20 protein-coding genes, 1 tRNA gene, 1 pseudogene and 1 riboswitch are annotated in these 24314 nt (G+C 72.4%); of the genes and pseudogenes, 7 read left to right on the top strand and 15 right to left on the bottom strand.

Features of this window, described 5'->3' with window-relative positions:
- Positions 1–192 precede the first annotated feature (192 nt).
- Complete coding sequence (locus ACIGZJ_RS19540) at positions 193–1593, bottom strand: cystathionine beta-synthase (protein WP_392928645.1); 1401 nt, start codon at positions 1591–1593, stop codon at positions 193–195.
- A 233-nt stretch (positions 1594–1826) separates the two neighbouring features.
- Here ACIGZJ_RS19540 and ACIGZJ_RS19535 point away from each other — a divergent pair, with 233 nt between their 5' ends.
- From ACIGZJ_RS19535 to ACIGZJ_RS19525, 3 genes are all read left to right on the top strand, one after another.
- A complete protein-coding gene (locus ACIGZJ_RS19535; RefSeq protein WP_396458354.1) occupies positions 1827–2909 on the top strand; it encodes an SGNH/GDSL hydrolase family protein in 1083 nt (360 codons plus the stop codon).
- A 109-nt stretch (positions 2910–3018) separates the two neighbouring features.
- Entirely contained in the window at positions 3019–4239 is a 1221-nt protein-coding gene (locus tag ACIGZJ_RS19530; protein WP_396458353.1) for an acetyl-CoA C-acetyltransferase, read from the top strand.
- 291 nt (positions 4240–4530) lie between these two features.
- Positions 4531–5484, top strand: a complete 954-nt coding sequence (locus ACIGZJ_RS19525; RefSeq protein ID WP_396458352.1) for a hypothetical protein — start codon at positions 4531–4533, stop codon at positions 5482–5484.
- A 151-nt stretch (positions 5485–5635) separates the two neighbouring features.
- Here the strand turns inward: ACIGZJ_RS19525 and ACIGZJ_RS19520 are convergent, their stop codons facing one another.
- The 3 genes from ACIGZJ_RS19520 to ACIGZJ_RS19510 all read right to left on the bottom strand — a co-directional run bounded on the left by ACIGZJ_RS19520 (position 5636) and on the right by ACIGZJ_RS19510 (position 7299).
- A complete protein-coding gene (locus tag ACIGZJ_RS19520; protein WP_396458351.1) occupies positions 5636–6076 on the bottom strand; it encodes a hypothetical protein in 441 nt (146 codons plus the stop codon).
- A gap of 88 nt (positions 6077–6164) precedes the next feature.
- Complete coding sequence (locus ACIGZJ_RS19515) at positions 6165–7076, bottom strand: Bax inhibitor-1/YccA family protein (protein WP_396458350.1); 912 nt, start codon at positions 7074–7076, stop codon at positions 6165–6167.
- Positions 7077–7214: 138 nt separating this feature from the next.
- Positions 7215–7299 (bottom strand) — tRNA-Leu (locus ACIGZJ_RS19510).
- Between the two features lie 298 nt (positions 7300–7597).
- Here ACIGZJ_RS19510 and ACIGZJ_RS19505 point away from each other — a divergent pair.
- Together ACIGZJ_RS19505 and ACIGZJ_RS19500 are read left to right on the top strand one after the other, a co-directional pair.
- Positions 7598–8449, top strand: a complete 852-nt coding sequence (locus ACIGZJ_RS19505; protein WP_396458349.1) for an ABC transporter ATP-binding protein — start codon at positions 7598–7600, stop codon at positions 8447–8449.
- A gap of 47 nt (positions 8450–8496) precedes the next feature.
- Complete coding sequence (locus ACIGZJ_RS19500) at positions 8497–11055, top strand: ABC transporter permease (protein WP_396458348.1); 2559 nt, start codon at positions 8497–8499, stop codon at positions 11053–11055.
- A gap of 275 nt (positions 11056–11330) precedes the next feature.
- On the opposite strand, the gene ACIGZJ_RS19495 is transcribed toward ACIGZJ_RS19500, so the two are convergent.
- From ACIGZJ_RS19495 to ACIGZJ_RS19465, 7 genes are all read right to left on the bottom strand, one after another.
- A complete protein-coding gene (locus tag ACIGZJ_RS19495) occupies positions 11331–12704 on the bottom strand; it encodes an NAD(P)/FAD-dependent oxidoreductase (RefSeq protein WP_387952114.1) in 1374 nt (457 codons plus the stop codon).
- Positions 12705–13206: 502 nt separating this feature from the next.
- Positions 13207–14142, bottom strand: coding sequence for an exopolyphosphatase (locus ACIGZJ_RS19490; RefSeq protein WP_396458430.1), 936 nt, complete (start codon positions 14140–14142; stop codon positions 13207–13209).
- 2 nt (positions 14143–14144) lie between these two features.
- Positions 14145–14813, bottom strand: a complete 669-nt coding sequence (locus ACIGZJ_RS19485) for a DUF501 domain-containing protein (RefSeq protein ID WP_396458429.1) — start codon at positions 14811–14813, stop codon at positions 14145–14147.
- Positions 14785–15294 carry a septum formation initiator family protein gene (locus tag ACIGZJ_RS19480; RefSeq protein ID WP_392928629.1) on the bottom strand — a complete coding sequence of 170 codons (510 nt, stop codon included), beginning with the start codon at positions 15292–15294 and terminating at the stop codon, positions 14785–14787. The genes ACIGZJ_RS19485 and ACIGZJ_RS19480 overlap by 29 nt, the downstream gene beginning before the upstream one ends.
- A gap of 131 nt (positions 15295–15425) precedes the next feature.
- Positions 15426–16712: a phosphopyruvate hydratase gene (gene eno, locus ACIGZJ_RS19475; protein ID WP_387952110.1), complete on the bottom strand. Its 1287-nt coding sequence runs from the start codon at positions 16710–16712 to the stop codon at positions 15426–15428.
- Between the two features lie 354 nt (positions 16713–17066).
- Entirely contained in the window at positions 17067–17984 is a 918-nt protein-coding gene (locus ACIGZJ_RS19470; protein ID WP_396458347.1) for a transglycosylase family protein, read from the bottom strand.
- A 5-nt stretch (positions 17985–17989) separates the two neighbouring features.
- Positions 17990–18161, bottom strand: a riboswitch (cyclic di-AMP (ydaO/yuaA leader).
- A 210-nt stretch (positions 18162–18371) separates the two neighbouring features.
- Complete coding sequence (locus ACIGZJ_RS19465; RefSeq protein WP_396458346.1) at positions 18372–19967, bottom strand: cytochrome P450; 1596 nt, start codon at positions 19965–19967, stop codon at positions 18372–18374.
- 156 nt (positions 19968–20123) lie between these two features.
- Between ACIGZJ_RS19465 and ACIGZJ_RS19460 the strand changes: the two genes are divergently transcribed.
- A complete protein-coding gene (locus tag ACIGZJ_RS19460; protein ID WP_396458345.1) occupies positions 20124–20558 on the top strand; it encodes an SDR family NAD(P)-dependent oxidoreductase in 435 nt (144 codons plus the stop codon).
- A gap of 101 nt (positions 20559–20659) precedes the next feature.
- Here the strand turns inward: ACIGZJ_RS19460 and ACIGZJ_RS19455 are convergent, their stop codons facing one another.
- The 3 genes from ACIGZJ_RS19455 to ACIGZJ_RS19445 all read right to left on the bottom strand — a co-directional run bounded on the left by ACIGZJ_RS19455 (position 20660) and on the right by ACIGZJ_RS19445 (position 23239).
- Positions 20660–21676, bottom strand: coding sequence for a MazG family protein (locus tag ACIGZJ_RS19455; RefSeq protein ID WP_396458344.1), 1017 nt, complete (start codon positions 21674–21676; stop codon positions 20660–20662).
- 313 nt (positions 21677–21989) lie between these two features.
- A complete protein-coding gene (locus ACIGZJ_RS19450) occupies positions 21990–22592 on the bottom strand; it encodes a hypothetical protein (RefSeq protein WP_396458343.1) in 603 nt (200 codons plus the stop codon).
- A gap of 425 nt (positions 22593–23017) precedes the next feature.
- Positions 23018–23239, bottom strand: a complete 222-nt coding sequence (locus ACIGZJ_RS19445) for a hypothetical protein (protein ID WP_396458433.1) — start codon at positions 23237–23239, stop codon at positions 23018–23020.
- On the opposite strand from ACIGZJ_RS19445, the pseudogene ACIGZJ_RS19440 reads away from it, so the two are divergent.
- Positions 23199–23477 (top strand): annotated as a pseudogene (locus tag ACIGZJ_RS19440) (phosphatase PAP2 family protein); the annotation flags it as partial. The gene ACIGZJ_RS19445 and the pseudogene ACIGZJ_RS19440 sit on opposite strands and share 41 nt — an antisense overlap.
- A gap of 111 nt (positions 23478–23588) precedes the next feature.
- Here the strand turns inward: ACIGZJ_RS19440 and ACIGZJ_RS19435 are convergent.
- Positions 23589–24314, bottom strand: coding sequence for a response regulator (locus tag ACIGZJ_RS19435; RefSeq protein WP_396458342.1), 726 nt, complete (start codon positions 24312–24314; stop codon positions 23589–23591).

The following is a 24314-nucleotide window of genomic DNA, read 5'->3' as shown; positions in this document are numbered from 1 at the left end:
TGTCCGGAGACGACCGCGGTCGCCGGGGAGCCGCTCCCGGACGGTTGCCGTCGTCTCGCTCGGCTTCTTGCCGTGCACACAACGATGCCCGACCGTTGTTAACCACATGCTGCGCGGAGGTGACGCCGGTGTACCACTTCAGCCGTGGACGAATCCTCAGCCGCACCGGGAGCGGTCAGGACTGACCAGGCGTCAGTGCGCGACCCGGCTGGCGAGGAACCCCAGCAGGTCCTGGCTGGTGACGATGCCCTGCGGCTTGCCCTCCACCAGCACCACCGCGGCGTCGGACTTCTCCAGCACGGCCATCAGATTGGTGACCGTCTCACCCGAGCCGACCACGGGCAGCGGCTTGGACATCACCTTGTCCAGGGTGTCGGTCAGCTGGATCTCGTTCGAGAAGACGCCCTCCAGCAGCAGCTTCTCGACCACCGAGCCGATCACCTCGCCGGCCATGATGTCGGGGTGCCCGGCGCCCGGGGAGACCACCGGCATCTGCGAGACGCCGTACTCGCGCAGCACCCGCACCGCCTCGGCGACGGTCTCGTTGGGGTGCATGTGGACGAACTGCGGGATGCCCTCGTGCTCGATGGCGTCCTTGCGGCCCAGCACCTCGCCGATGTGCGCCTCGTCCGTGGCCGAGGGCAGGAAGCCGTAGTCGGCCATCCAGTCGTCGTTGAAGATCTTCGACAGGTAGCCGCGGCCGCCGTCCGGCAGCAGCACGACGACCACGTCGTCCGGGCCGAGGTCCTTGGCGACCTCCAGCGCGGCCACCACGGCCATCCCGCAGGAGCCGCCGACCAGCAGGCCCTCCTCCTTGGCCAGGCGGCGGGTCATCTGGAACGAGTCCTTGTCGGAGACGGCGACGATCCCGTCCGCGACGGCGCGGTCGTAGGCGGTCGGCCAGAAGTCCTCACCGACGCCCTCGACCAGGTACGGCCGGCCGGTGCCGCCCGAGTAGACCGAGCCCTCCGGGTCGGCGCCGATCACCTTGACCTTGCCGCCGGAGACCTCCTTCAGGTAGTTGCCGGTGCCGGAGATGGTGCCGCCGGTGCCGACGCCCGCCACGAAGTGGGTGATCCGCCCCTCGGTCTGCTCCCACAGCTCCGGACCGGTGGAGTGGTAGTGCGAGGCCGGGTTGTCCGGGTTGGAGTACTGGTCCGGCTTCCAGGCGTTCGGGGTCTCCCGGACCAGCCGGTCGGAGACGTTGTAGTACGAGTCCGGGTGCTCCGGGGCGACGGCGGTCGGGCAGACGACCACCTCGGCGCCGTACGCGCGCAGCGTGTTGATCTTGTCGGTGGACACCTTGTCCGGACAGACGAAGATGCACTTGTAGCCCTTCTGCTGGGCCACGATCGCCAGCCCGACACCCGTGTTGCCGGAGGTCGGCTCCACGATCGTGCCGCCGGGCTTGAGCGCGCCCGAGGCCTCCGCGGCCTCGATCATGCGCATCGCGATGCGGTCCTTGACCGAGCCGCCGGGGTTGAAGTACTCGACCTTGGCCAGCACGGTCGCGCTGATGCCCTCGGTGACCTTGTTCAGCTTGACCAGCGGCGTGTTGCCGACCAGGTCGATGATCGAGTTGTGGTACCGCACGGGGGTCCTCCCGGTCTGTGGGCATGCAAGTGCATTCGGTACTGCAAAGCCTAGGGCGTGCCACCGGCCCCAGCCCGCCCTTGCGCCACACCGGCCCCGGCCCGGCCGCCGGGGGGCCGCCCCACGGATGGCCCACGCCCGCCGATAGCTCACGGCCGGGGGCGGGTAGGAGGGGGGTGCAGGCAACGGGAGCGCCCCGCAGGGGCGGCACGAGGACGTGGAGGGGGCACCGGATGTCAGGGACACAGGAGTCGCGGGCCCGGGTGGCCCGGCGGATCGCCACCGCGGCGGCGTACGGCGGCGGCGGGCTGGGCCTGCTGGGGGTGGGCCTGGTGGGCCTGCTGCTCACCGAGAGCAAGCTGGCCGTGCAGGCCATCGGCATCCTGGAGGGCGACCCTCCCAAGGCCGACGGCGTCTACGGCGAGGCCTTCGCGGACACCGGCACCGAGCCGCAGCCACCGCTGGTGCTCGCCTTCCTCGGCGACTCCACCGCCGCCGGCCTGGGGGTGCTGCGCGCCCGCGAGACCCCGGGAGCCCTGCTCGCCGCGGGCCTCGCCTCGGTGGCCGAGCGGCCGGTCCGGCTGGTCAACGTGGCCCGCTCCGGCGGGCGCTCGGCGAACCTCTCCGGCCAGCTGGAGCTGGCCCTGCCGCACCGCCCCGACATCGCCGTGATCATGATCGGCGCCAACGACGTCACCCGGCACAGCCCGGCCCAGCTCGCCGTCCGCCAGCTCGGCGAGGCGGTCGCCGCGCTGCGCGCCAACGGCTGCGAGGTGGTGGTCGGCACCTGCCCGGACCTCGGGACGATCAAGCCGGTCCACCCGCCGCTGCGCTGGGTGGCCCGGCGCCTGAGCCGCCAGCTGGCCGCCGCCCAGACCATCGCCGTGGTGGAGGCGGGCGGCCGGACGGTCTCGCTCGGCTCGCTGCTCGGGCCGGAGTTCGCGGCCCGCCCGGAGATGTTCGCCGCCGACCGCTACCACCCCTCGGCGCAGGGCTACGCGACCGCCGCGATGGCCGTCCTGCCCTCGCTCTGCGCGGCGCTCGGCCTCTGGCCGGAGGAGGACCGCCCGAGCGGCCCGGTGCCCGGCGACACGGTGCTGCCGGTGGCGGTGGCCGCCGCGGCCGCGGCCGACCGGGCCGGCACCGAGGTGGCCGCCGTCGGAGCCGAGGGCGCGGCCCGGCGCTGGGCGCTGCTGCGCCACCGGCTGCGGGTCGGCCTGCCCGGCTCCCTGGCGGCCGAGGCGACCGTCGCCCGCCTGCCGGAGGCCGACGGGAACACGTCGGCGACCTCACACGCCGGGGCGGGTGACGCCTGACCTACCAGGCGGTAACTTTCCTCCCGGGCGTCCGACCGTCCCGCCCGGCCGCCCGTCGGCCCGGGACCGGGCGCCCCCAGCCCGAAGGTCACTCAGCGAGGAGCACGCCATGCCCGAAGCCGTCATCGTCAGCGCCGCCCGTTCGCCGATCGGCCGGGCGTTCAAGGGTTCGCTCAAGGACGTCCGCCCGGACGACCTGACCGCGCACATCATCGGCGCCGCGCTGGCCAAGGTGCCCCAGCTCGACCCGCGCGACATCGACGACCTGATGCTGGGCTGCGGCCTGCCCGGCGGCGAGCAGGGCCACAACCTGGCCCGCATCGTGGCCGTCCAGATGGGCATGGACTACCTGCCCGGCGCCACCATCACCCGGTACTGCTCGTCCTCGCTGCAGACCACCCGGATGGCACTGCACGCGATCAAGGCGGGCGAGGGCGACGTCTTCATCTCGGCCGGTGTGGAGACCGTCTCGCGCAGCGTCAACGGCACCTCGGACGGCATGCCGGGCACCATGAACCCGCTCTTCGACACGGCCCAGGCCCGGACCGCCAAGCGGGCCGAGGTGGGCGGCGGCGAGTGGCACGACCCGCGCGAGGACGGCCTCGTCCCGGACGCCTACATCGCGATGGGCCAGACCGCCGAGAACCTGGCCGCGCTCAAGGGCATCACCCGGGCCGAGCAGGACGAGTTCGGCGTGCGCTCGCAGAACCTCGCCGAGGCCGCCATCAAGGCCGGCTTCTGGGAGCGCGAGATCACCCCGGTCACGCTGCCGGACGGCACCGTGGTCAGCACCGACGACGGCCCGCGCGCGGGCGTCACCGTGGAGGGCGTCTCCGGCCTGAAGCCGGTCTTCCGCCCCGACGGCACCGTGACCGCCGGTAACTGCTGCCCGCTGAACGACGGCGCCGCCGCGCTGGTCATCATGTCCGACACCAAGGCCCGCGAGCTGGGCATCACCCCGCTCGCCCGGGTCGTCTCCACCGGCGTCAGCGGCCTCTCCCCCGAGATCATGGGCTACGGCCCGGTCGAGGCCTCCAAGCAGGCGCTGCGCCGCGCCGGGCTGAGCATCGGTGACATCGACCTGGTCGAGATCAACGAGGCCTTCGCCGCCCAGGTCATCCCGTCCTACCGGGACCTCGGCATCGACCTGGACCGGCTGAACGTCAACGGCGGTGCGATCGCGGTCGGCCACCCCTTCGGCATGACCGGCGCCCGGATCACCACCACCCTGATCAACTCCCTGCAGTGGCACGACAAGCAGTTCGGTCTGGAGACCATGTGCGTCGGCGGCGGCCAGGGCATGGCGATGGTCATCGAGCGGCTCAGCTGACCCTCCCGCGTCAAGCCCGCGCGGTCCAGACCACCCGTTTGGAGTGACGCAGAGTAATTGAGGGCCGGATCACACCGCGAGGTCGATCCGGCCCTCTTTCCTTTCGAAAACGGCCCGGAAATCGACAGTGCGGAGCGGATCAACTCCGCAGCGTAGAGCGGTGTTACCTAACAATTTGGGGACAAGTGCGAAAGTCACGGACAAATTAGACATTCGCCACTGCGGTAACACCCCCGCATGCGGCAGTGTGGAGAGGTAACCCCGTTCCACTCCTCCCTAGGAGTACGTTCCGTGAGCGCCGTCTACACCATCCTGCTGCTGATCCTGATCGCCGTGTCGACCACTGTGCTGGTCCATGTCCGGGGGCTCTCCCGCCGACTGGACGCGCAGGCCTCGGCCGAGCCCGCACCCGTCGACGAAGCCGCGATACGCCGGGCCGTGGCCGAGGCCCTCGCCGCCGACCGCGAGCGGGAGATCACCGAGGCCCGTGCGTTCTGGGCCGAGCAGGAGGCCCGCGCGGCCGAGGACGCGCCGCTGTTCGACTCCCCCTTCGCGAGCGTGCTCGGCAGCACCGAGGAGTGGCCGCTCTTCTTCCCCCGGCCGACCGGCCCACAGGACGCCGCCGACAACTCCGGCACCATGGACCCGGAGTTCGGTGAGGCGCTGCGCTCCGCGCTGGAGGACCTGATCAACGAGGGCGGCACCGGCCCGGTCGACCCGGGAGCGGGCCCCGAGGGCGGCGCCCCGCTGCGCCCCGCGCACCCGGCGGGCGCGCCCGCCGCCGAGACCGGCGGCGACGCCCGGGCCCGGCGCGAGGCGGACCTGCTGGCCACCGGCCTGGAGGCCGGGCTGCTGGACACCGAGTCGGCCGTCGAGGAGGCCCCGGTGGCCGCCCCCGACCCGCGCCGCCACCCCTCGCACCCCGACTTCGTGCCCAGCCAGGCGCCGTCCCGCGAGTGGACCGACACCCGGCTGGCCACGCTCGCCGAGGAGTGCGTCGCCCTGACCGACGTCCGTCCCGGCCCGCTCGGCACCCTGGACGTCTACGCCTTCGCCGACGGCACCACGCTCTGCGTGGCCCCGGGCGACCGCGAGGCCGCCTACCGGCTGATCGACGCCGTCCGGGCCGGCGAGGACGTCCGACTGCTCGGCGGCTCGCGGTTCTCCGGCTCGTACTCGCTGACCTTCTCCACCGACGAGGACGCCGTGTACGTGCTCGCCGACCGGGTGGTTGCGAGCATCTGACACCTCACCAGGAGGCCGGCCGGATCGGGGGGTTACCGATCCGGGCGGCCTTTCGCCTGTCCGGGCCCGCGCCGCTCAGGCGCAGGGCCGCTCAGGCGCAGGGCCGCTCAGGCGCAGACGCTCAGGCGCAGGGCCGCTCAGGCGCAGACGCTCAGGCGCAGAGGGCGGCGGTGGCGGCCACCTCGGCCAGGGCCCCGGCCAGCACCGCCGCACCGTCGACCCCCGTGCCGTCGACCGGGGTCGCGCTGCCGGCGGCGCCGTTGGCGGCGGCCGGGTCGTCCGCCGGGTCGTCCGCCGGTCCGGGCAGCAGCACCCGGGCACCCTCCGGCAGCGCCGCCAGCGCGGCCGCCAGATCGTGCCCGGCCACCGCGAGCTGGTCGCCGACCGCGAACGCCCCGGCGTCCGGGAAGTCCCGTACCGGCAGCCCCTCCACCGCCTGCGCCGCCCCGGCCAGCCACCGCGCCAGCACCAGCGCGGCCGCCGCCCGCGAGGCGTGGCCGGGCACCGCGCCCAGCAGCCGGCTCTGCGGCATGGAGCGGAAACGATCCGCCAGGGAGTCGACGGCTTCCACGAGGGGCGTTGCTTCGGGCATACGGCGAGCCTAACGAACGCCGCCGGGCCCCGGAGCGGGAGGCTCCGGGGCCCGGCGGGCCGTGCACAGTGCGGTGGGGCTGCGGGGACTAGTCGTCGCCGCGCAGGCTCGCGATCAGCCGCAGCATCTCGATGTAGATCCAGACCAGCGACAGGGTCAGCCCGAAGGCGGCCCGCCAGGCCTCCTTCTGCGGGGCGCCCTGGGCGATCGCCCGCTCGATCTCGCTGAAGTCCAGCGAGAGGTAGAAGGCACCGATGGCGATACCGACCAGCCCGACCACGACGCCCAGCGGGCCCTGCCAGAGGTTCAGACCGGAGCCGAACACCCCCGCGAGCACGTTGACCAGCATCAGGATCGCGAAGCCCATGCCGATCGCGATGCCGATCCGCTGGTAGCGGGCGGTCACCCGGATCCGGCCGGACTTGTAGGCGAGCAGCATCGCGGCGAAGACCGCCGCGGTGCCCAGCACCGCCTGGATCGCGATGCCCTCCAAGATGGTGTTGAGGAAGTGCGTCATCGCCCCGAGCGCGAAGCCCTGCAGACCCGCGTACACGAGGATCAGCGCCGGGCTGACGTTCGGCTTGAACGTGATGAACAGGCCGACCACGAGGGCGATCAGCGAGGCGCCGGTCGCATAGCCGTAGTTCTCGGTCGGCAGCACGAACCAGGCGACCGCGCCGGCGGCGACCAGGGTGAGCAGCGTCATGGCGGTCCGCGCGACCACGTCGTCGAGCGTCATCCGACCCGTCGCCAGCGGACCGGCCGACGGCGCCTGGTACATCTCGACGAGCTGCTCGTCGGTCAGCGGGCCCTGCCCCTGCGGCTGCTGGCCGTACGGGCTGCCCGCGTACGGGTTGTTGCCGTACGGGTTGCCCTGCCCACCGGGCTGGTTCGCGTACGGGCTCCCGGCCGGCGGGGCCTGCGTGGCGCCGAAACCCGCGTAGCCGGGCTCGCGGGTGAAGGATCCCTCCCGCGAGAAGACCGGGTTGCTGCTTCTCATTGCTCATTCCCTCCGTGGCGGCACTGGCGCCGCCCGAAGCACAAGGGTAATGGCTTGGCAAAAAAATAGGGATACGCCGCGAGGAGGATCTACCAGGGGGCGCTCGGCGGGGACGCCCGGCGGCGCCCCCGCTTCGAGTGGTGCCCGGAGCCGGACTCGAACCGGCACGGCCTCACGGCCAAGCAGTTTTAAGCTGCCCGTGTCTGCGTTCCACCATCCGGGCGCGCTGCGGACCGGCACCGCCGCCGGCCGGAGGTAAGCCGCTCCGGGGCGGGCCACCCCTGAGCCTAGTCGCCCGCCTCCCCCTTTCGCATGTTCCCGGCCAGGGAAGTTGTCATGTTTCCTTGCCATCTGACGAACAGTCCGTGATTTGGCCACCGGAAGCGCGGGTTCCGGCCAACGGCCCCCGCTCAGGGTCCGTGTCATACCGGAGGATGAGGCCTTCATCAGGGCGTACGCCCAGCGGCGGTCCCCCCAACCGTCCCGCGGAGCGACGAACAACCATGATCACGTAGCGGAGTATGGGGATACCGCCGGAACCTCCGGGGATCCGGCCGTCCAACCCCTCTCCCCCAGTCCGCTACACAAGGAGCACCCCCGTGACCACGTCGACCGCAACCGCCGTCCGCACCGGCCGGGCGGCCGCCCGCGCCACCGGCCTCAACAAGGTCTACGGGGAGGGGGAGACCCGCGTCGTCGCCCTGGACAACGTCAGCGTGACCTTCCCGCAGGGCGAGTTCACCGCCATCATGGGCCCCTCCGGCTCCGGCAAGTCCACCCTCATGCACTGCATGGCCGGCCTGGACACCGTCACCTCCGGCTCCTCCACCATCGGCGACACCGAGCTGGTCGGCCTCAAGGACAAGCAGCTCACCCAGCTGCGCCGCGACCACATCGGCTTCATCTTCCAGGCCTTCAACCTGCTCCCCACGCTGACCGCGCTGGAGAACATCACCCTCCCCATGGACATCGCCGGCCGCAAGGCCGACAAGCCCTGGCTCGACCGCGTCGTCGACACCGTCGGCCTCTCCGGCCGTCTCTCGCACCGCCCCAGCCAGCTCTCCGGCGGACAGCAGCAGCGCGTCGCCTGCGCCCGCGCCCTCGCCGGAAAGCCCGACATCATCTTCGCCGACGAACCGACCGGCAACCTCGACTCCCGCTCCGGCGCCGAGATCCTCTCCTTCCTGCGCAACTCCGTACGCGAACTCGGCCAGACCGTCGTGATGGTCACCCACGACCCCGTCGCCGCCGCCTACGCGGACCGCGTCGTCTTCCTCGCCGACGGCCGCATCGTCGACGAGCTCACCAACCCCACCGCCGACACCGTCCTGGACCGCATGCGCCGCTTCGACGCCAAGGGCCGGACGAGCTGACGCTCCGCCGGTAGCAGCCCGTCCCTCCTCCAAACCCAGGACACCCCATGTACCGCACCGCACTGCGCAATGTGCTGGCCCACAAGGGCCGACTCCTGATGACGGCTCTGGCCGTCATGCTGGGCACCGCCTTCGTGGCGGGCACCATGGTCTTCTCCGACACCTTCGGCAAGGCCATGGAGGACAGCAACTCCAAGAGCTACTCCGACGTGTCGGTGCAGATCGTGGACCGGGCCGCCGGCTCCGGCGCGAGCGCCCGGGACAAGAGCGAGAAGAGCCAGGCCACCCTGACCGACGCGACCGTCCAGCAGCTCGCCGCGCTGCCCGGCGCCGCCGGCGCCCGCGGCGTGGTCAGCGGCTTCACCGGCGTCGCCGACCGCAGCGGCAACCTGATCGGCCAGGCCTGGACCGCCAAGGGCGCCAACTTCGCCCCGGGCCCGGACGGCAAGGACGCGCGCTACCCGATAGCCGAGGGCCAGGGCCCGAAGACGGCCAAGGAGATCGCGCTCGACCGCAAGACCGCCGACAAGGGCGGCTACAAGGTCGGCGACACCGTCCGCGTCGCCTCCAACGGCCCGGTCGTCGAGGCCCGGCTGACCGGCATCTTCACCACCGACGACCCGGTGGTCAGCACCGGCGGCACGCTGACCCTGTTCGACCGCGGCACCGCCCAGCAGCTGCTGCTGGAGCCCGGCCGCTACAGCAGCATCGTGCTCGCCGCCAAGCCCGGCACCACCGAGGACGCCCTGCTCGCCCAGGCCGAGCAGAAGCTCCCGACCGGCCAGCAGATCCACGTCGAGACCGGTCAGCAGCTCAAGGACGAAGACCAGAAGATGATCGCCCAGGGCACCGACGGCATGCGCACCATGCTGCTCGCGTTCGCCGGGATCTCGCTCTTCGTCGGCATCTTCATCATCGCCAACACCTTCACCATGCTGGTCGCCCAGCGCACCAAGGAGCTCGCGCTGCTGCGGGCGATCGGCGCCAGCCGCAAGCAGGTCACCGCGTCCGTGCTGATCGAGGCCCTGGCGATCGGAGCGGGCTCCGCCGTGGCCGGTCTGGTGGCCGGTGTCGGCATCGGCGCCGGGATGCAGTCCCTGATCGGCGCGCTGGGCACCGACATGCCCTCCGGCTCGCTGGTGATCAAGCCGCTCACCGTGGCGGTCACCCTGGTGGTCGGCGTCCTGGTGACGGTGCTCTCCGCCCTGCTGCCCGCCCTGCGCGCCGCCCGGATCGCCCCGGTGGCCGCGATGAGCAGCGGCGACCAGCCGAGCAGCCAGAAGAGCCTGGTGGTCCGCAACGCGATCGGCTCGGTCGGCGCGGCCGGCGGCGTCGCCCTGATCGCCTTCGGCGCCTCCACCGGCAACGGGGACGGCCGGATGCCGGTCGCCCTCGGCGCCTTCCTGGCCCTGGTCAGCGTCTTCGTCCTGCTGCCGCTGCTCTCCCGGCCGGTGATCGCCCTGCTCGGCCCGGTGCTCGCCAAGCTGGCCGGCACCCCGGGCAAGCTCGCCCGGCGCAACGCGGTGCGCAACCCGCGCCGCACCGCCTCCACCGCCGCCGCGCTCACCATCGGCCTGACCCTGGTCTCCGGCCTCACGGTGATCGGCGCCTCGGTCGGCGGCGCGCTCGACAAGGCCGTCACCAGCTCGATGAACGCCGACTACCTGGTCTCGGCCGCCAACGGGATGAGCCTCTCGGCGAAGGTCCCGGCCGAGATCGCCAAGGCCCCGGGGGTGGCGGCCTCCTCGCCGCTCACCACCGTCTACTGGGACCTGAACGGCACCCAGAAGTCGATCACCGGCCTGAACACCGACAGCTTCGACAAGCTCGTCGCGGTCAAGCTGACCAGCGGCTCCACCGCCGGGCTCGCCAAGGGCCAGATCCTGGTCGACGCGGACTACGCCAAGAAGAACACGCTCAGCCCCGGGTCCACCATGACGGTCACCTACTCGGACGACAGCACCGGACAGGTCACCGTCGGCGGCGTCTACGAGGCGAGCGCGATGCTCGGCCCGGTCATGATGGCCAACTCGGAGATCGCCAAGCACGAGCCCGAGCCGTACATCAGCGACGTCCTGGTCAAGGGTGCCGACGGCGCCACCGGCCCGCTGAAGCAGGCCCTCAAGGACGCCACCGGCGCCAACCCGGTCATCGAGGTCAAGTCCAAGCAGGACGTCCGGGACGACTTCAGCCAGATCATCACCTTCGCCCTGAACATGATGTACGGCCTGCTGGCGATGTCGGTGATCGTCGCGATCCTCGGTGTGGTCAACACGCTGGCGATGTCGGTCTTCGAGCGCAAGCGCGAGATCGGGATGCTGCGGGCGATCGGCCTGGACCGCGGCGGCATCAAGCGGATGGTCCGCCTGGAGTCCGTGGTGATCTCGGTCTTCGGCGCCGGCGTCGGCCTGCTGCTCGGTTGCTTCATCGCCTGGGCGATCAACGGCACCCTGAAGTCCAGCATGGCCGGTCTGACCACCGTGCTGCCCTTCAGCCAGCTGCTGCTCTTCCTCGCCCTGGCCGGTCTGGTCGGCCTGGTGGCCGCGATCTGGCCCGCCCGCCGGGCCTCCAAGCTGGACATCCTGGAGAGCATCAAGACCGACTGACCCATCCGGGACGCCCCACCGCCCGGACCGCCCGGACCGCCACCCAGGCGGTCCGGGCGGCGGTCCGTTCCGGGCCCGCACCACCGGCCCACTCGCACTATCCGCACAAACGGGAAGTCCCCCACCGGAGGGTTCGGTGGGGGACTTCCCGTACTTCTGTACTCCGCCCGGTCGCACGGCCGGCTGAGCACCACGGAGGTCGTGGTCCGGCGACGCTGCCGGGCGGAGGGCCTCCGACTCATTTCCCGGTGCTCCCACACCGGGATCTCAGTCGCTTACTTGCTGGTGGCGAGTTCCTTGTCGGCGGCCGGCTTGGCGGCCTCGACGGGCTTCGGCGCGGGCGCCGCAGCCTCCTGGAACGCCTCGAACGGCTTCTCCATCTGGGCCAGGCCGACGGCCTCGCGCTTCAGGAACACGGCCAGGGTCCAGTCGGTGAACACGCGGACCTTGCGGTTCATGGTCGGGACCATGGCGCCGTGGTACAGGCGGTGGAACCACCAGGCCGGACGGCCCTTCAGCTTGTACTTGCCGAAGAGGATCGCCACACCCTTGTGCAGGCCGAGACCGGCGACCGCACCCAGGTTCTTGTGCTTGTACTCCTGCTGCGGGAAGCCGCGCATGCCGGAGATCACGTTGTCGCCGAGGACGGCGGCCTGACGGACGGCGTGCTGCGCGTTCGGCGGGCACCAGGCGCCCTCACCGGCGGCGAGGTCCGGGACCTGCGCGTTGTCACCGGCGGACCAGACGTAGTCGAAGCCCTGGACCTGCAGGGTCGGCGCGGTGTCGACGTGGCCGCGCGGGCCCAGCGGCAGGCCGAAGTTGGCCAGCACCGGGTTCGGCTTCACGCCCGCCGTCCACACGATGGTGGAGGCGTCCGCCTCGACGCCGTTCTTCAGCACGACGTGCTGGTCGACGCAGGAGTCCATCGAGGTCTCGATGTAGATCTCGATGTTGCGCTCTTCGAGCTTCTCCTTGGTCCACAGACCGAGGTCCGGGCCCATCTCCGGGAGGATGCGGTTGGCCGCCTCCACCAGGATGAAGCGCATGTCGTCGCGGCTGACGGTCCGGTAGATCTTGGCGGCGTCGCGCGCCATGTCCTCGATCTCGGCGATCGTCTCGACGCCGGCGAAGCCGCCGCCGACGACGACGAAGGTCAGCGCCTTGCGGCGGACCGCCTCGTCGGTGGTGGACTCGGCCTTGTCCAGCTGCGCCATGACGTGGTTGCGGAGGCTGATGGCCTCTTCAACCGTCTTCATGCCGATGCCGTGCTCCGCCAGACCCGGGATCGGGAAGGTGCGGGAGACCGAGCCGGTCGCGACGACCAGGTACTCGAAGGGCAGCTCGTACGAGTCGCCTGCCGCCGGCTGGATCGTGGCGACCTTGCGGGCGTGGTCCACACCGGTGACAGCACCGGTGAGCACCTCCGCCTTCTTCAGGGCGCTGCGCAGCGGGGCGACGAGGTTGCGAGGCGCGACGTTGCCGCCGGCCGCCTCGGGGAGGAAGGGCAGGTACGTCATGTACGACCGCGGGTCGACGACCGTGACGGTCGCCTCCCCGTAGCGCATCTTCTTGAGGATGCGCATCGCGGCATACAGGCCGACGTAACCACCGCCGACAATGAGGATGCGAGGACGCTCCGTGGTGCTCATATCCGAAAGTATCCAGCACCGTCCGGAGCAGCCTTCGTGAGCCCGGTCACAAGCTCCTGGACACCCTGTGATACACTTCGCGGCCCCTTTTCGGGGTGCCGGGTACCGAACCTCCGGCCGAAGGGGCGCCCGGCGGGCACCCGGGCGGCAATGACCCGGCTGAGCAGCAACGATCCGCACCAGGCCTGGGTTCCCGCATGTGATTTCGATTTTCAAACCTGCAGGGGGGCGTCACCTGCGATCCAGCGGTCGGCGCGCCGAACAGGCCTTCGGTCCCACATTTCGGACGTAGCGGACCATCGGGTGCAACGAATGGCCCGATCGCCATGTGAAGAAATTCACGAACTTTCCCGCGGAGCCCCGGGCGCGGCGCGGCCCCGGGCCCCTGAACGGGGCTCCGGGGCCGAAAACGTAAGGCCCGCACATGGTCTGGAGACCGTACCGGCCGTACTCCGCCGGACCGGCCGGGAGGCCCCGAGGGGCGGCCCGGCCGGTCCGCGGCTCAGGAGGCGATGCTCCAGGCGATGCCGTCGAGGATGTCGTGCTCGCTGACCACCAGCTCGGCGGCGCCCGTCCGCTCCATGATCTCCAGCAGCTCCAGCGCACCGGCCGCGATCACGTCCACCCGGCCCGGGTGCATCGACGGGATGGCCGCCCGCTGGGCGTGGGTGGCACCGAGCAGGTCGGCGGCGATCGCGGCCACCCGCTCCCGGCTGATCCGCGAGTGGTGGATCGCCTCGCTGTCGTACGCGGGCAGGTCCTGGGCGATCGCGGAGACCGTGGTGACCGTCCCGGCGAGACCCACCAGGGTGGCCGCACCGGTCAGCGGGACGGCCTGCTCGGCCTTGTCCAGCTCGGCCCGGACGTGCGCCCGGGCCTCCTCGACCTGCTCCGGTGTCGGCAGCTCGGCGCCGTCGAAGTGGCGCTCGGTCAGCCGGACGCAGCCGATGTCCACCGAGCGGGCCGCCTGGACGTCCTGCGTGCCGAGCACGAACTCGGTGGAGCCGCCGCCGAGGTCGAAGACGAGATAGGGCGCCGGGAACTGACCGCCGGTGAGCTCCTTGGTCGCACCGACGAAGGAGAGATGTGCCTCCTCCTCGCCGCTGACCACCTCGGGTCGGACGCCGAGGGCGTCGTGCACGCCCTGGGCGTACTCCTCGCTGTTCTCGGCGTCCCGGGAGGCGCTGGTGGCGACGAAGCGGATCCGGTCCGGGCCGACCCCGTGGGCGGCGATCACCTCGGCGTACTCACGGCAGGCCGCGAAGGTGCGGGCCAGCGCGTCCGGGTGCAGCCGGCCGGTCCGGTCCACGCCCTGGCCGAGCCGGTTGACGACCATCCGGCGGTCGAGGTCCGTGATCTCCCCGGTCTCCGGGTCCAGGTCGGCGACCAGCAGCCGGATCGAGTTGGTGCCGCAGTCGATCGCGGCGACCCGGGTCATGCTCATTCGCCGGCCTCCTCGGCGCCCTCGGCCGCGGCGGCCTTCCTGGCCGCGCGCTCGGCGGCCTTCTGCTGCTTGGCCGCGATGACCGCCTCGTGGTCCTGCGCCTTGGCGCGGTTGCGCGCCACCCGCTCGCCGGCGGCCTCGACCTCGGCGGCGGAGACGCACGGGCCCTTGGCCCACCAGTCCTCCAGCATGCCGATCGCCTCGTCGCCGAGCGGGTTGACGCCCTCGCCGGCCGCCAGCGAGTGGCCGACCAGCACGTGCAGGCACTTCACCCGGTCCGGCATGCCGCCGGCGCTCGGGAAGCCCTCCAGCACCTCGATGGCATCGCGCCGGGCGATGTAGTCCTCGTGCGCCTTCTGGTAGGCGGCGGCCAGCTCCGGGTCCTCGGCGAGCCGGGCGGTCTGCTCCTTCATCACGCCGTCCGCCTCCAGGGTGCCGATCAGCGAGGCGGCCTTGGGGCAGGTCAGGTAGTACAGGGTCGGGAACGGCGTACCGTCCGCGAGCCGGGGGGCCGTCTCCACGACGTCCGGGTTGCCGCAGGGGCAGCGGTGCGCCACCCCGCGCAGGCCGCGCGGGACACGGCCGAGCTGCGCGGCGATGGCCGCGACGTCGGTGTCGGAGACGTTGGGGTGGTTCTCAGTGGTCATGGGGGGAGCTGTCTCCAGCGGAGGCGGGGGCGGGGACTGTTGGGGCGGGCGGGGCGAGGGCGGCGGTATCGGCGGCATCCACCGAGTCCCAGACGCTCGCGTACCAGGGCTTGGCGGCCTTCACCGGCCCGGTCGAACCGGACGGACCGGACGAACCGGGTGCGGAGGGGTTGGCGGGGGGCGGTCCGGCGGGCGCGGAGGAGCCGACGGCACCCTGGCCGGCCGGGGGCACCGAGATGTACGGGGTCTCCCCCGGCATCGCGTAGTGCAGCCGGGCGCGGGCCTGCGCCTTGACGTACTCCGGGTCCTGCCAGCGGGCCTTGTCCCGGCGCAGCTGCTCGACCTGCTGCCTGGCGTGCTCGGCCTTCGCCCGCTGGGCGGAGATCTCGGAACGCTGGGAGATGAACTGCCGCGTCGGATAGGCCAGGATCGCCACCAGCGAGCAGAGCACCAGGACGAGGACGGTCGCCCGGCTCGTGAAGCGAGGCCGGGCCGCCAAGCCCGGGATCCTCCAGCCTGCCATCTCCCGTATCCCCTCCTGGTCGCGACGGTGCCCCGCCGTCCACCCTACGGGGTGAACGGCGGGGCACCGGTCAGGCGTGCGCTACCGGACGGGCTCGGCCGTCGTGCTCAGCCCTCGTGCTTGAACCGCGGGAAGGCGCCGCGGCCGGCGTACTCGGCGGCGTCGTCGAGGATCTCCTCGATGCGCAGCAGCTGGTTGTACTTGGCGACGCGCTCGGAGCGGGCCGGGGCGCCGGTCTTGATCTGGCCGCAGTTGGTCGCGACGGCGAGGTCGGCGATGGTGACGTCCTCGGTCTCGCCGGAGCGGTGCGACATCATGCAGCGGTAGCCGTTGCGCTGGGCCAGCTCGACGGCGTCCAGGGTCTCGGTCAGCGAACCGATCTGGTTCACCTTCACCAGCAGCGCGTTGGCGGTGCCGGTCTCGATGCCCTTGGCCAGGCGGGCCGGGTTGGTGACGAACAGGTCGTCGCCGACCAGCTGGACCTTGTCGCCCAGCTTGACGGTCATGGCCTTCCAGCCGTCCCAGTCCGACTCGTCCAGCGGGTCCTCGATGGAGACCAGCGGGTACGCGGCGACCAGCTCGGCGTAGTACTCGATGAGCTCGGCGGCGGAGATCGCCTTGCCCTCGAACTGGTAGGCGCCGTCCTTGTAGAACTCGGAGGCGGCGACGTCCAGGGCCAGCGCGATGTCCTTGCCGGGCACGTAGCCGGCCTTCTTGATGGCCTCGGTGATGAGGTCCAGGGCCTCGCGGTTGCTGTCCAGGTTCGGCGCGAAGCCGCCCTCGTCGCCGAGGCCGGTGGACAGGCCGCGCTCCTTCAGCACGCCCTTGAGCGTGTGGTAGACCTCGACGCCCCAGCGGACGGCCTCGGAGAAGGACTCCGCGCCGATCGGAGCGATCATGAACTCCTGGATGTCGACGTTGGAGTCCGCGTGCGAGCCGCCGTTGAGGATGTTCATCATCGGGACGGGCAGGACGTGCGCGTTCGGGCCGCCCAGGTAGCGGAACAGCGGCAGGTCGCTGGCCTCGGAGGCGGCGTGCGCGACGGCCAGCGAGACGCCCAGGATGGCGTTGGCGCCGAGCGAGGACTTGTCCGGGGTGGCGTCCAGGTCGAGCATGGCCTGGTCGATCAGGCGCTGCTCGGTGGCGTCGTAGCCGACCAGCTCCGGGCCGATCTGCTCGATGACGGCCAGGACGGCCTTCTCCACGCCCTTGCCGAAGTAGCGGTTCTTGTCACCGTCGCGAAGCTCCAGGGCCTCGAAGGCCCCGGTGGAGGCACCCGACGGGACAGCGGCACGGCCGGTGCTGCCGTCGTCGAGGCCGACCTCGACCTCGACCGTGGGGTTGCCACGCGAGTCGAGAATCTCACGGGCTACGACGACATCGATGGACGGCACGAGGCATCTCCTAGCGGAAGCAGGGGTCCCGCTGACGGTGGTGATGTCGGCGGGACGATTGCGGAGTCGTTACGAACCAGAGCCTAACCGCACGGGCTCCCAGGGCCACGTCGGCCTCGGTCCCGTCTCAGCGTGTGGCCTGGCTACCCACCGGTAGTTCACCTGGTTGACCGATGGGATGTACCCAGAGGCGGACGAAGGGGGCCGAACCGGCCCCCTTCGTGACACCGCGTCGGTGGTTGCGGCCGTGGAGCCCGCGGGGTGCCGCGCTCCTGGCTGCCGTGGGTGCCTCGGCTTCCGCGGTTCCGGCGGGTGCCGTGGTTGCGGCGGGTGCGGGCGGCCGGGGTGCGGCGGTCAGCCGAGGGTGAGCACCTGGCCGGGGACGATCAGGTCCGGGTCGCCGCCGACGGTGCCCCGGTTGCCGTCGTACAGCGCCTGCCAGCCGCCGGAGAGGTTCTGGTCGGCGGCGATGGTGGACAGCGTGTCGCCGGACTGGACGGTGTAGCCGTGACCGCTCCTCGGCGCGGCCTGGGCCGCGGGAGCAGCCGGAGCGGCCGGGGCGGCGGCCGGGCGGGTGTCCTGGCTCGCGCCCTGGTACCCGGCCTGGCCGGCGTACTGCTGGTAGACGCTCTGGTGGCTGGTCCAGTACCAGGCGCCGTTGTTCTGGTACCAGAACACCTTGGCGTCGGCGTCCCAGCCGGACTGGCCGGAGAAGCCGGGCGCCTGGGAGTACTGCTGCACGGGCTGCTGGGCCGGCTGCTGCACGGCGGGCTTCTGGGCGGCCGGCTTCTGGACCGGCTTGGGGGCGGCCGGCTGCTGGGGGGCGGGCTTCTGAGCCGGCTTCGGGGCGGCGGGCTTGGCGTCCGTCGAGGTGTCGACCGAGGCCGGCGCGCCGCCCTTGCTCAGCCCGGCCTTCTGCGAGCAGACGGGCCAGGCGCCCGGGCCCTGCGAGGCGAGGACCTTCTCGGCCACGGAGATCTGCTGGGCCTTGCTGGCCTGGTTGGCCTGCGGGGCGAAGGAGCCGCCGCCGTACGCCTTCCAGGTGCTGGGGGTGAACTGCAGACCGCCGTAGAAGCCGTTGCCGGTGTTGATGCTCCAGTTGCCACCGCTCTCGCACTGCGCGACCGCGTCCCAGGTGGAGACGGGGGCCGCCGAGGCGCCGGTGGCGGAGAGGAGCGGCAGTGCGAGTCCGACGCCTGCCACGCCTGCGACGGCGATGGCCTTCTCGGTCTGGGTGCGACGACGGTGACGGCCGGTTCCAACGAACAGCATGAAGGTGTCCCTCTCCGCACGCCTGCGAGGTGAGCTGTCGGGTTCGGACCGGGAGGTGGCCCGGCCGCGTCGCGCGGAAGGCTTTCAGCCCGCGCGGGCGGCTTCACCCCAAGCCGTGGGGAACGGCACTAAACCTGGGTCCCCCGCCCCTGCCCAAGGGTCTGGTCGGTTTCCCGTGAAGCGGCGGGCAGGATTCGGCGTTCCGCGCACGAGGTCCGCAGCTGCGAACTTCAGGGAGAGTAGACAGATCCTCACATCAATCACAAGCTCATATCGCCGGTATCACATAGAAATTACGACGCGTGGCCGATCGCCTACCAACAGAGCAGATATGTCCGGATTGATGACGGTTCAGATCGGCCACACCGGGGTACCGGCGACGCCTCGTCAGCGCGTCGAGGTCTCGGAGGGGTCGCCTGACGGGTCCTCCGGCGGGCCCTCGGACTGCACGTCAGCCGATGTGCCGACAGGGATCTCCGGCGCGAATTCCACCGGCAGTTCGCGAAGTCCGCGCATGATCAGACCACCCCGCCAGCGCAGGTTCTCCGGGCTCTCGGCGAGCCGCAGATCGGGCAGCCGGGTGAACAGGGTGGACAGCGCGGCGCGACCCTCCAGCCGGGCCAGCGGAGCGCCGATGCAGTAGTGGATGCCGTGGCCGAAACCGAGGTGCGGGTTGTCGGCGCGGGCCAGGTCGAGGGTGTTCTCGTCGGCGAACCGCGCCGGGTCCCGGTCCGCCGCCGCGAGCACCACCAGCACCGGGTCGCCGACCGGGATCTCCACCCCGCCGATGGTCAGCGGGCTGGTCGCGAACCGCCAGGTCGCCAGCTCCACCGGCCCGTCGTAGCGCAGGAGTTCCTCGATGCCGGTGTCCAGCAGGCCCGCCTCGCCGCGGGCGATCGACCCCTGGAGCAGGGCCCGCTGGTCCGGGTTACGGAATAGCGCGTACATGCCATTACCGATGAGGTTGATGGTCGTCTCGAAGCCGGCGAACAGGAGCACGAAGCACATCGCCGCGGCCTCGTTCTCGGTCAGGTGCTCACCGTGGTCGCTGGCGCGGATCAGACCGGAGATCAGGTCGTCGCCGAGGTCCGCCCGCTTGCGGTGAATCAGGTCCGCCAGGTACGCCCGCATCCGCTTGACCGCGCGCGCCACGCCGCCGCGCGGGCCTCCGCCGTGGCGGATCATCATCCCGGCCCAGTCCCGGAAGTCGTCCTGGTCCTCGGGCGGCACTCCGAGCAGGTCGCAGATCGCGTAGATCGGCAGCGGGAAGGCGAACTCGTGGATCAGATCCGCCGAGCCGCGCTGCGCGAAGCCGTCGATCAGCCGGTCGGTGAGCTGCTGCACCCGGGGCTCGAACTCGGCGATCCGGCGCGGCGTGAACGCCTTCGACACCAGGCGGCGCAGCCGGGTGTGGTCCGGCGGGTCGATGTTCAGCAGGTGGGTCATCAGATCGGCCTGGCGTTCGCCCGGGATGCCGACCCGCCCGGTGCGGTGCGCCTGCCCGCTGTGGTGGGCGGGGTTCTTGGAGAGCCGGCTGTCGGCGAGTGCCTGCCTGGCGTCGGCGTACCTGGTCACCAGCCAGGCGTCCACCCCGCTCGGCAGGGTGGTGCGGTGCACCGGCGCGTGCTCGCGCAGCCAGGCGTACGCCGGGTAGGGGTCGGCGGCGAACTCCCACGTGAAGAGTGGGGGGCGGGGGGTTTCGGCGGTGGGTCCGGGGGTGTCGGCCTCGGGGGTGCCGGTCTCGGGGGTGCCGGTCTCGGGGGTGCCGGTCTCGGGGGTGGGGGCTGCGGAGGTCGGGGCGTCCGGCGTGGGGGTCTCGGAGGTGGGGGTCTCGGAGGAGGAGGTCTCCGGGGTGGGGGTCTCCGAGGAGGGCGAAGCGGCGACCGGGCAGGCGGGGGCCGGGGAGGCAGGGGTCGACGGGCCCGGCTGGGCCTGGCTCGGCCGGCCCCCGCTCGGCTGGTCGGAATCGGGCTGAACTGGCATGCGACGACCGTATCCGGTGGATGATCGTCGGCCGTGAGGCGTGAGCCTGGTCACCTGCGGGGTAATCCCTGTTGCGGAGGGTCAGGACCTGCCTACGATCCTCCGACGGAAATCGTGGGCGCCGGTGCGGAGTCGCCCACCAGGGAGGAGCCCAGCATGCGGGTAACCGGGGCGGTCGTGGTCATCGCCGTACTGGAAGGCGGGTCGGGTGCCGACCTCGCCCGCCGCTTCACCGCCGCCGGCGCCGCCGGGGCACTCATCGCCGACCAGCGGGTCGCCATCGCGGAGGACCTCGCCGCGGAGCTCGACCGGCCGGGCTGCCCGGTCGTCGGCGTGTCCGCCGACATCCGGCGCCCGAGCGACGTCGCGGCCCTGGTCGACACCGCCGAGAAGCACCTCGGCCCGATCGACCTGTTCTGCGTGGCCGGGCCCGACGGCGAGCGGATCATCTCGCTCGCCGAGCTGCCCGCCCACCTCGACCTGGAGCGCCTCGTCGAGCTGGTCGCCCTGGTCGGCGAGGCGATCGGAGAGGTCATCGGCCAGGTCGTGCCGCGGCAGCGCCGGTCGGTCGAGGACCGGGCCGCCGTCTAGGGCCTGTCCGTGTCCGGTACGCCGTGAGGGCGCGGCCCGAGGTGTTTCCTCGGGCCGCGCCCTCACTGCGTGTCCTCAGGTCGTGTTCCCAGGACGTGTCCTCAGGGCTTGAGGCCCTCGGCCGCCCGGACCGCGTCCCGGTAGCCGCGGGCGGCCGCGCGCAGTGCGGCGTCCACGTCCACATCGGCGTCGTGCGCCCGCTGCGCCACCGCGAGCAGCAGCCTGCCCGCCGACTCCGCGGTGAGCGCGGCGGGCAGCACGTACTCCTCGTCCGGTACGCCCGTGAAGCCCGACCGGCGCACCCGCGAGACCAGCTTCGCCGCGTACGCCAGCGACGGCAGCCCGGCCGGGACCCCGTCCAGCACCGACTCGCGATCCGACTTCTCGGCGGCCTTCAGCTGCTCCCAGTTCGCCTCCACCTCGGCGGCGCCCTCCGCCTCGACGTCGCCGAACACGTGCGGGTGGCGGTACATCAGCTTCTCCACGATGTCGCCGGCCACGTCGTCGACGGAGAAGGGGTCCGTGGGGTGCTCCTCGGCGATCCGGGAGTGGAAGAAGACCTGGAGCAGGACGTCGCCCAGCTCCTCGCGCAGGGTGTCGCGGTCCCCCTCCTCGATCGCCTCGACCAGCTCGTAGGCCTCCTCGACCAGGTACTTCACCAGACTGTCGTGGGTCTGCTCGGCGTCCCAGGGGCAGCCGCCGGGCGAGCGCAGCCGGTCCATGACGGAGGCCAGGTCGAGCAGCCGCGCGCCGGGCAGGTCGTACGAACCGGGCAGCACCTCGATCTCCGGCACCTCGCCCGCGTGCTCGACCGCGAGGCGCGCCAGTGCGTCGGTGAGCCCCGGGTCGCCGTCCGGACTGCCCAGCCAGACCACGGAGCCAGCCTCCGGGGACCCTCCGGTCAGCAGCCGGGCGAGGGCCGGCGCGGAACCGGGCGCCACGACCTCCACCTCGACCCCGGCCTGCCGCACCGCCGCCAGCTGGGGGTGCTCGGCGTCCCCCGCCAGCACCCGGCCGGCCGTACGCAACGCCTCCCAGGCGGGCCACGCCAGCAGCCCGGGGGCCACCCGGTGGGTGGTGGTGAGCAGGATCAACTTCGCGCCCGGAAGATTCGTCACGCTCCGAACCTACCCGGCCGGGGCGGTGCCCTGCGCGGGGGTTTCGGCGGTCCTGCTGCGCGCGGCGGGCGGCGGCGGGGGCACGGCGGGTGGCGAGGGTGGCGCGGCAGCACGGGCAGTGGCGACAGTGCCGGGCGACGGCCGCGACAGCGGGAGGGCGGCGGCTGGCCCTAAAAATATGTAGACCGATCTACTGACTTGGTTCTCTGTAGACCGATCTACTGATTCCTGCTCTATAGACCGGTCTACAGATTCTGCCTGCCTCCTCAGATTCTGTAGACCGGTCGAGATATTTTCTCGGCCCTGGCGGTGGTCAGCGCTGCGGAGTCAGCCAGGGCGGGTTGTCCGGGAGCAGGGCGACGTGCTCCGGGTCCCAGGTGCCGTAGCGGGGGTTGACGCGCAGGTGCAGGGCGATGGCCGCGTCGGCCAGGGCCCGGCGGACGACCGCGTCACCCGCCGGAGTGGTGGCGTCCTGGCCGGCCTCCGCGGCGAGGCGGCGGAGGCCCACCTGTCGGCGGTAGTAGGCGTCGATCGCGCCTTCCGGCACGCCCTCCCCGGCCAGCACGCGGCCGAGCTGTCCGGCGCCACCGAACCTCTCCTGCTCCGCCGCCCGGGCGGCCGCGACCTCGGCGCCGGTGACGGTCAGCCGCCGGTCGGACAGTGCGCGCGCCACCACCGCGTCGAGCACCAGGTCCGTCACGGCCTGCCGCGCCGGCGCGTCCGCCCGCTCGCGGGCGTCCGTCGAGGCTCCGCCCGTCCCGTCCCGCAGCTGCGCCACCCTGGCCTCGACCGCGCCGATCGAGATCCGCCGACCGTCCAGCACCGCCGCCGTTCCGGCGGTCAGCCCGCCGCCCCCGCAGGCGGTCAAGGCCGAGGCGGCGAGCAGGACGCCGACGACGGCGGTCCGACGGTGCATGGCTGGTCTCCCGGTGACGGCGGCCCCCGGCCGGGCGCTCACCCGAGAGTAGGGCGGCCGGGCACCCGACGCCCGGACCGTGCTCCGAATGGGTCATCCGCTGCGGCGGCACACGGCGGCCGTCCGAGTGGCCGTCCGAGTGGTCGTCCGAACGGCCGTCAACCCTGACGATCGTCCAGGTCCCGGTCTGTCTTTCGGGTCGGGTCGTCGCGCCCGGCCGCTCCTACGGTCCTGACCATGACGAACAGGGGCAGGACGACAGACAGACGGCGGCAGGGTGGCCTGGGCGCCGGCGCGCGGTCGGCGGTGGCGGTGGCGCTGCTCGGGGCGGGTACCGGTGTGGTCGGGTGGCTGGCCCCCGCACGACCACCCGACGGTGCCGGGGGCGCCCCGGCGCGGGTGGTCGGCGGGGTGTCCGCCGGGGGCTACCGGCGGGTGGTCGAGGGCGTATCCGACGCGCCGCACTGGTTGGCCTCGCTGCTGGAGCCCGCCACCGAGGCCGGACTGCTCGTGCTGGGCCTCCTGCTGGCACTCTGCTGGTGGACCGCCCGGGGCCGGCGTTCGGTCCGCCTGGTCGCGGGCGTCCTGCTGACCGGTCTCGGCACGGTGCTCGCGTACGGGGCGAGCGAGGTGCTGAAGCTCGTCATCGACGAGGAACGCCCCTGCCGCGCACTGACCGGCATCTCCGCCGCTGCCGAGTGCCCACCACCCGGAGACTGGTCGTTCCCCAGCAACCACGCCACCCTCGCCGCCGCTCTGGCCACCGGTCTGGTCCTGCTGCGGCCGCGCTGGGCGCTGCTGGTCCTCCCGGTGGGCGGCGCCACGGCCGCCCTGCGGGTGGCAGCGGGAGTGCACTACCCGCACGACGTGCTGGCCGGGGCCGTGCTCGGCGCCACCGTCACGGCGGCCGTGCTCATCGCCTTGCTCCCACTGGGCACCGGGCTGGTGGGGACGCTGGGCGGCGTGCCGGTACTCGGCGCGCTGCTGTCGGCCCCGTCAGTCGCGCGGCCCGCCCGCGCAGGTGCCGCCGACGGTCAGGCCGGCCTCGTGCGCGAGGACGGCGGCCGCCGCCCGGTTGGCCACCCCGAGCCGGGCCAGGACGGAGCTCACATGGGCCTTCACGGTGCCCTCCACCACACCGATCCGACGGGCGATCTGGCCGTTGGACAACCCGGCGGCGACCAGCGCCAGCACGTCGCGTTCCCGGACGGTCAGCGCGGCCACCTGATCCCGGGCGGCGGTCCGGCGGTCGGCCGACCCGCCCGCCCCGCCGGCGGCCAGGTGGGCGACCACCCGGGCGGCCACCTTGGGTGACAGGTAGGCGGCGCCGTCCGCGACCGCCCGCACCCCGGCGATCAGCTCCTCGGGTTCGCCGGATTTGATCAGGAACCCGTTGGCGCCGCCGCCGAGTGCCCGCAGGATGTAGTCGTCCTCGCCGAAGGTGGTCAGCATGACGATCCCGGCTGCGGCGCCGGCCCGGCGGATCTCGGCGGCCGCGGTGATGCCGTCGGTACCGGGCATCCTGATGTCCAGCACGACGACGTCCGGCCGGTGGCGCAGGACCAGGTCGACGGCCGCGCGACCGTCCCCGGCCTCCGCGACGATCTCGATGTCGGGGTCGGTGGCGAGCACCGCGCGCACGCCGGCCCGCACCATCGGTTCGTCGTCGGCGATCACCACGCGGATCCGTGCCGCGTCCTCGGCCCGCTCCTGGCCGCTCAT

Origin of the sequence: Kitasatospora sp. NPDC052868 (assembly GCF_044547105.1) — a bacterium.
In the GTDB taxonomy this organism is placed as follows: domain Bacteria; phylum Actinomycetota; class Actinomycetes; order Streptomycetales; family Streptomycetaceae; genus Kitasatospora.
This window is presented reverse-complemented; position numbering and strand designations above follow the sequence as displayed.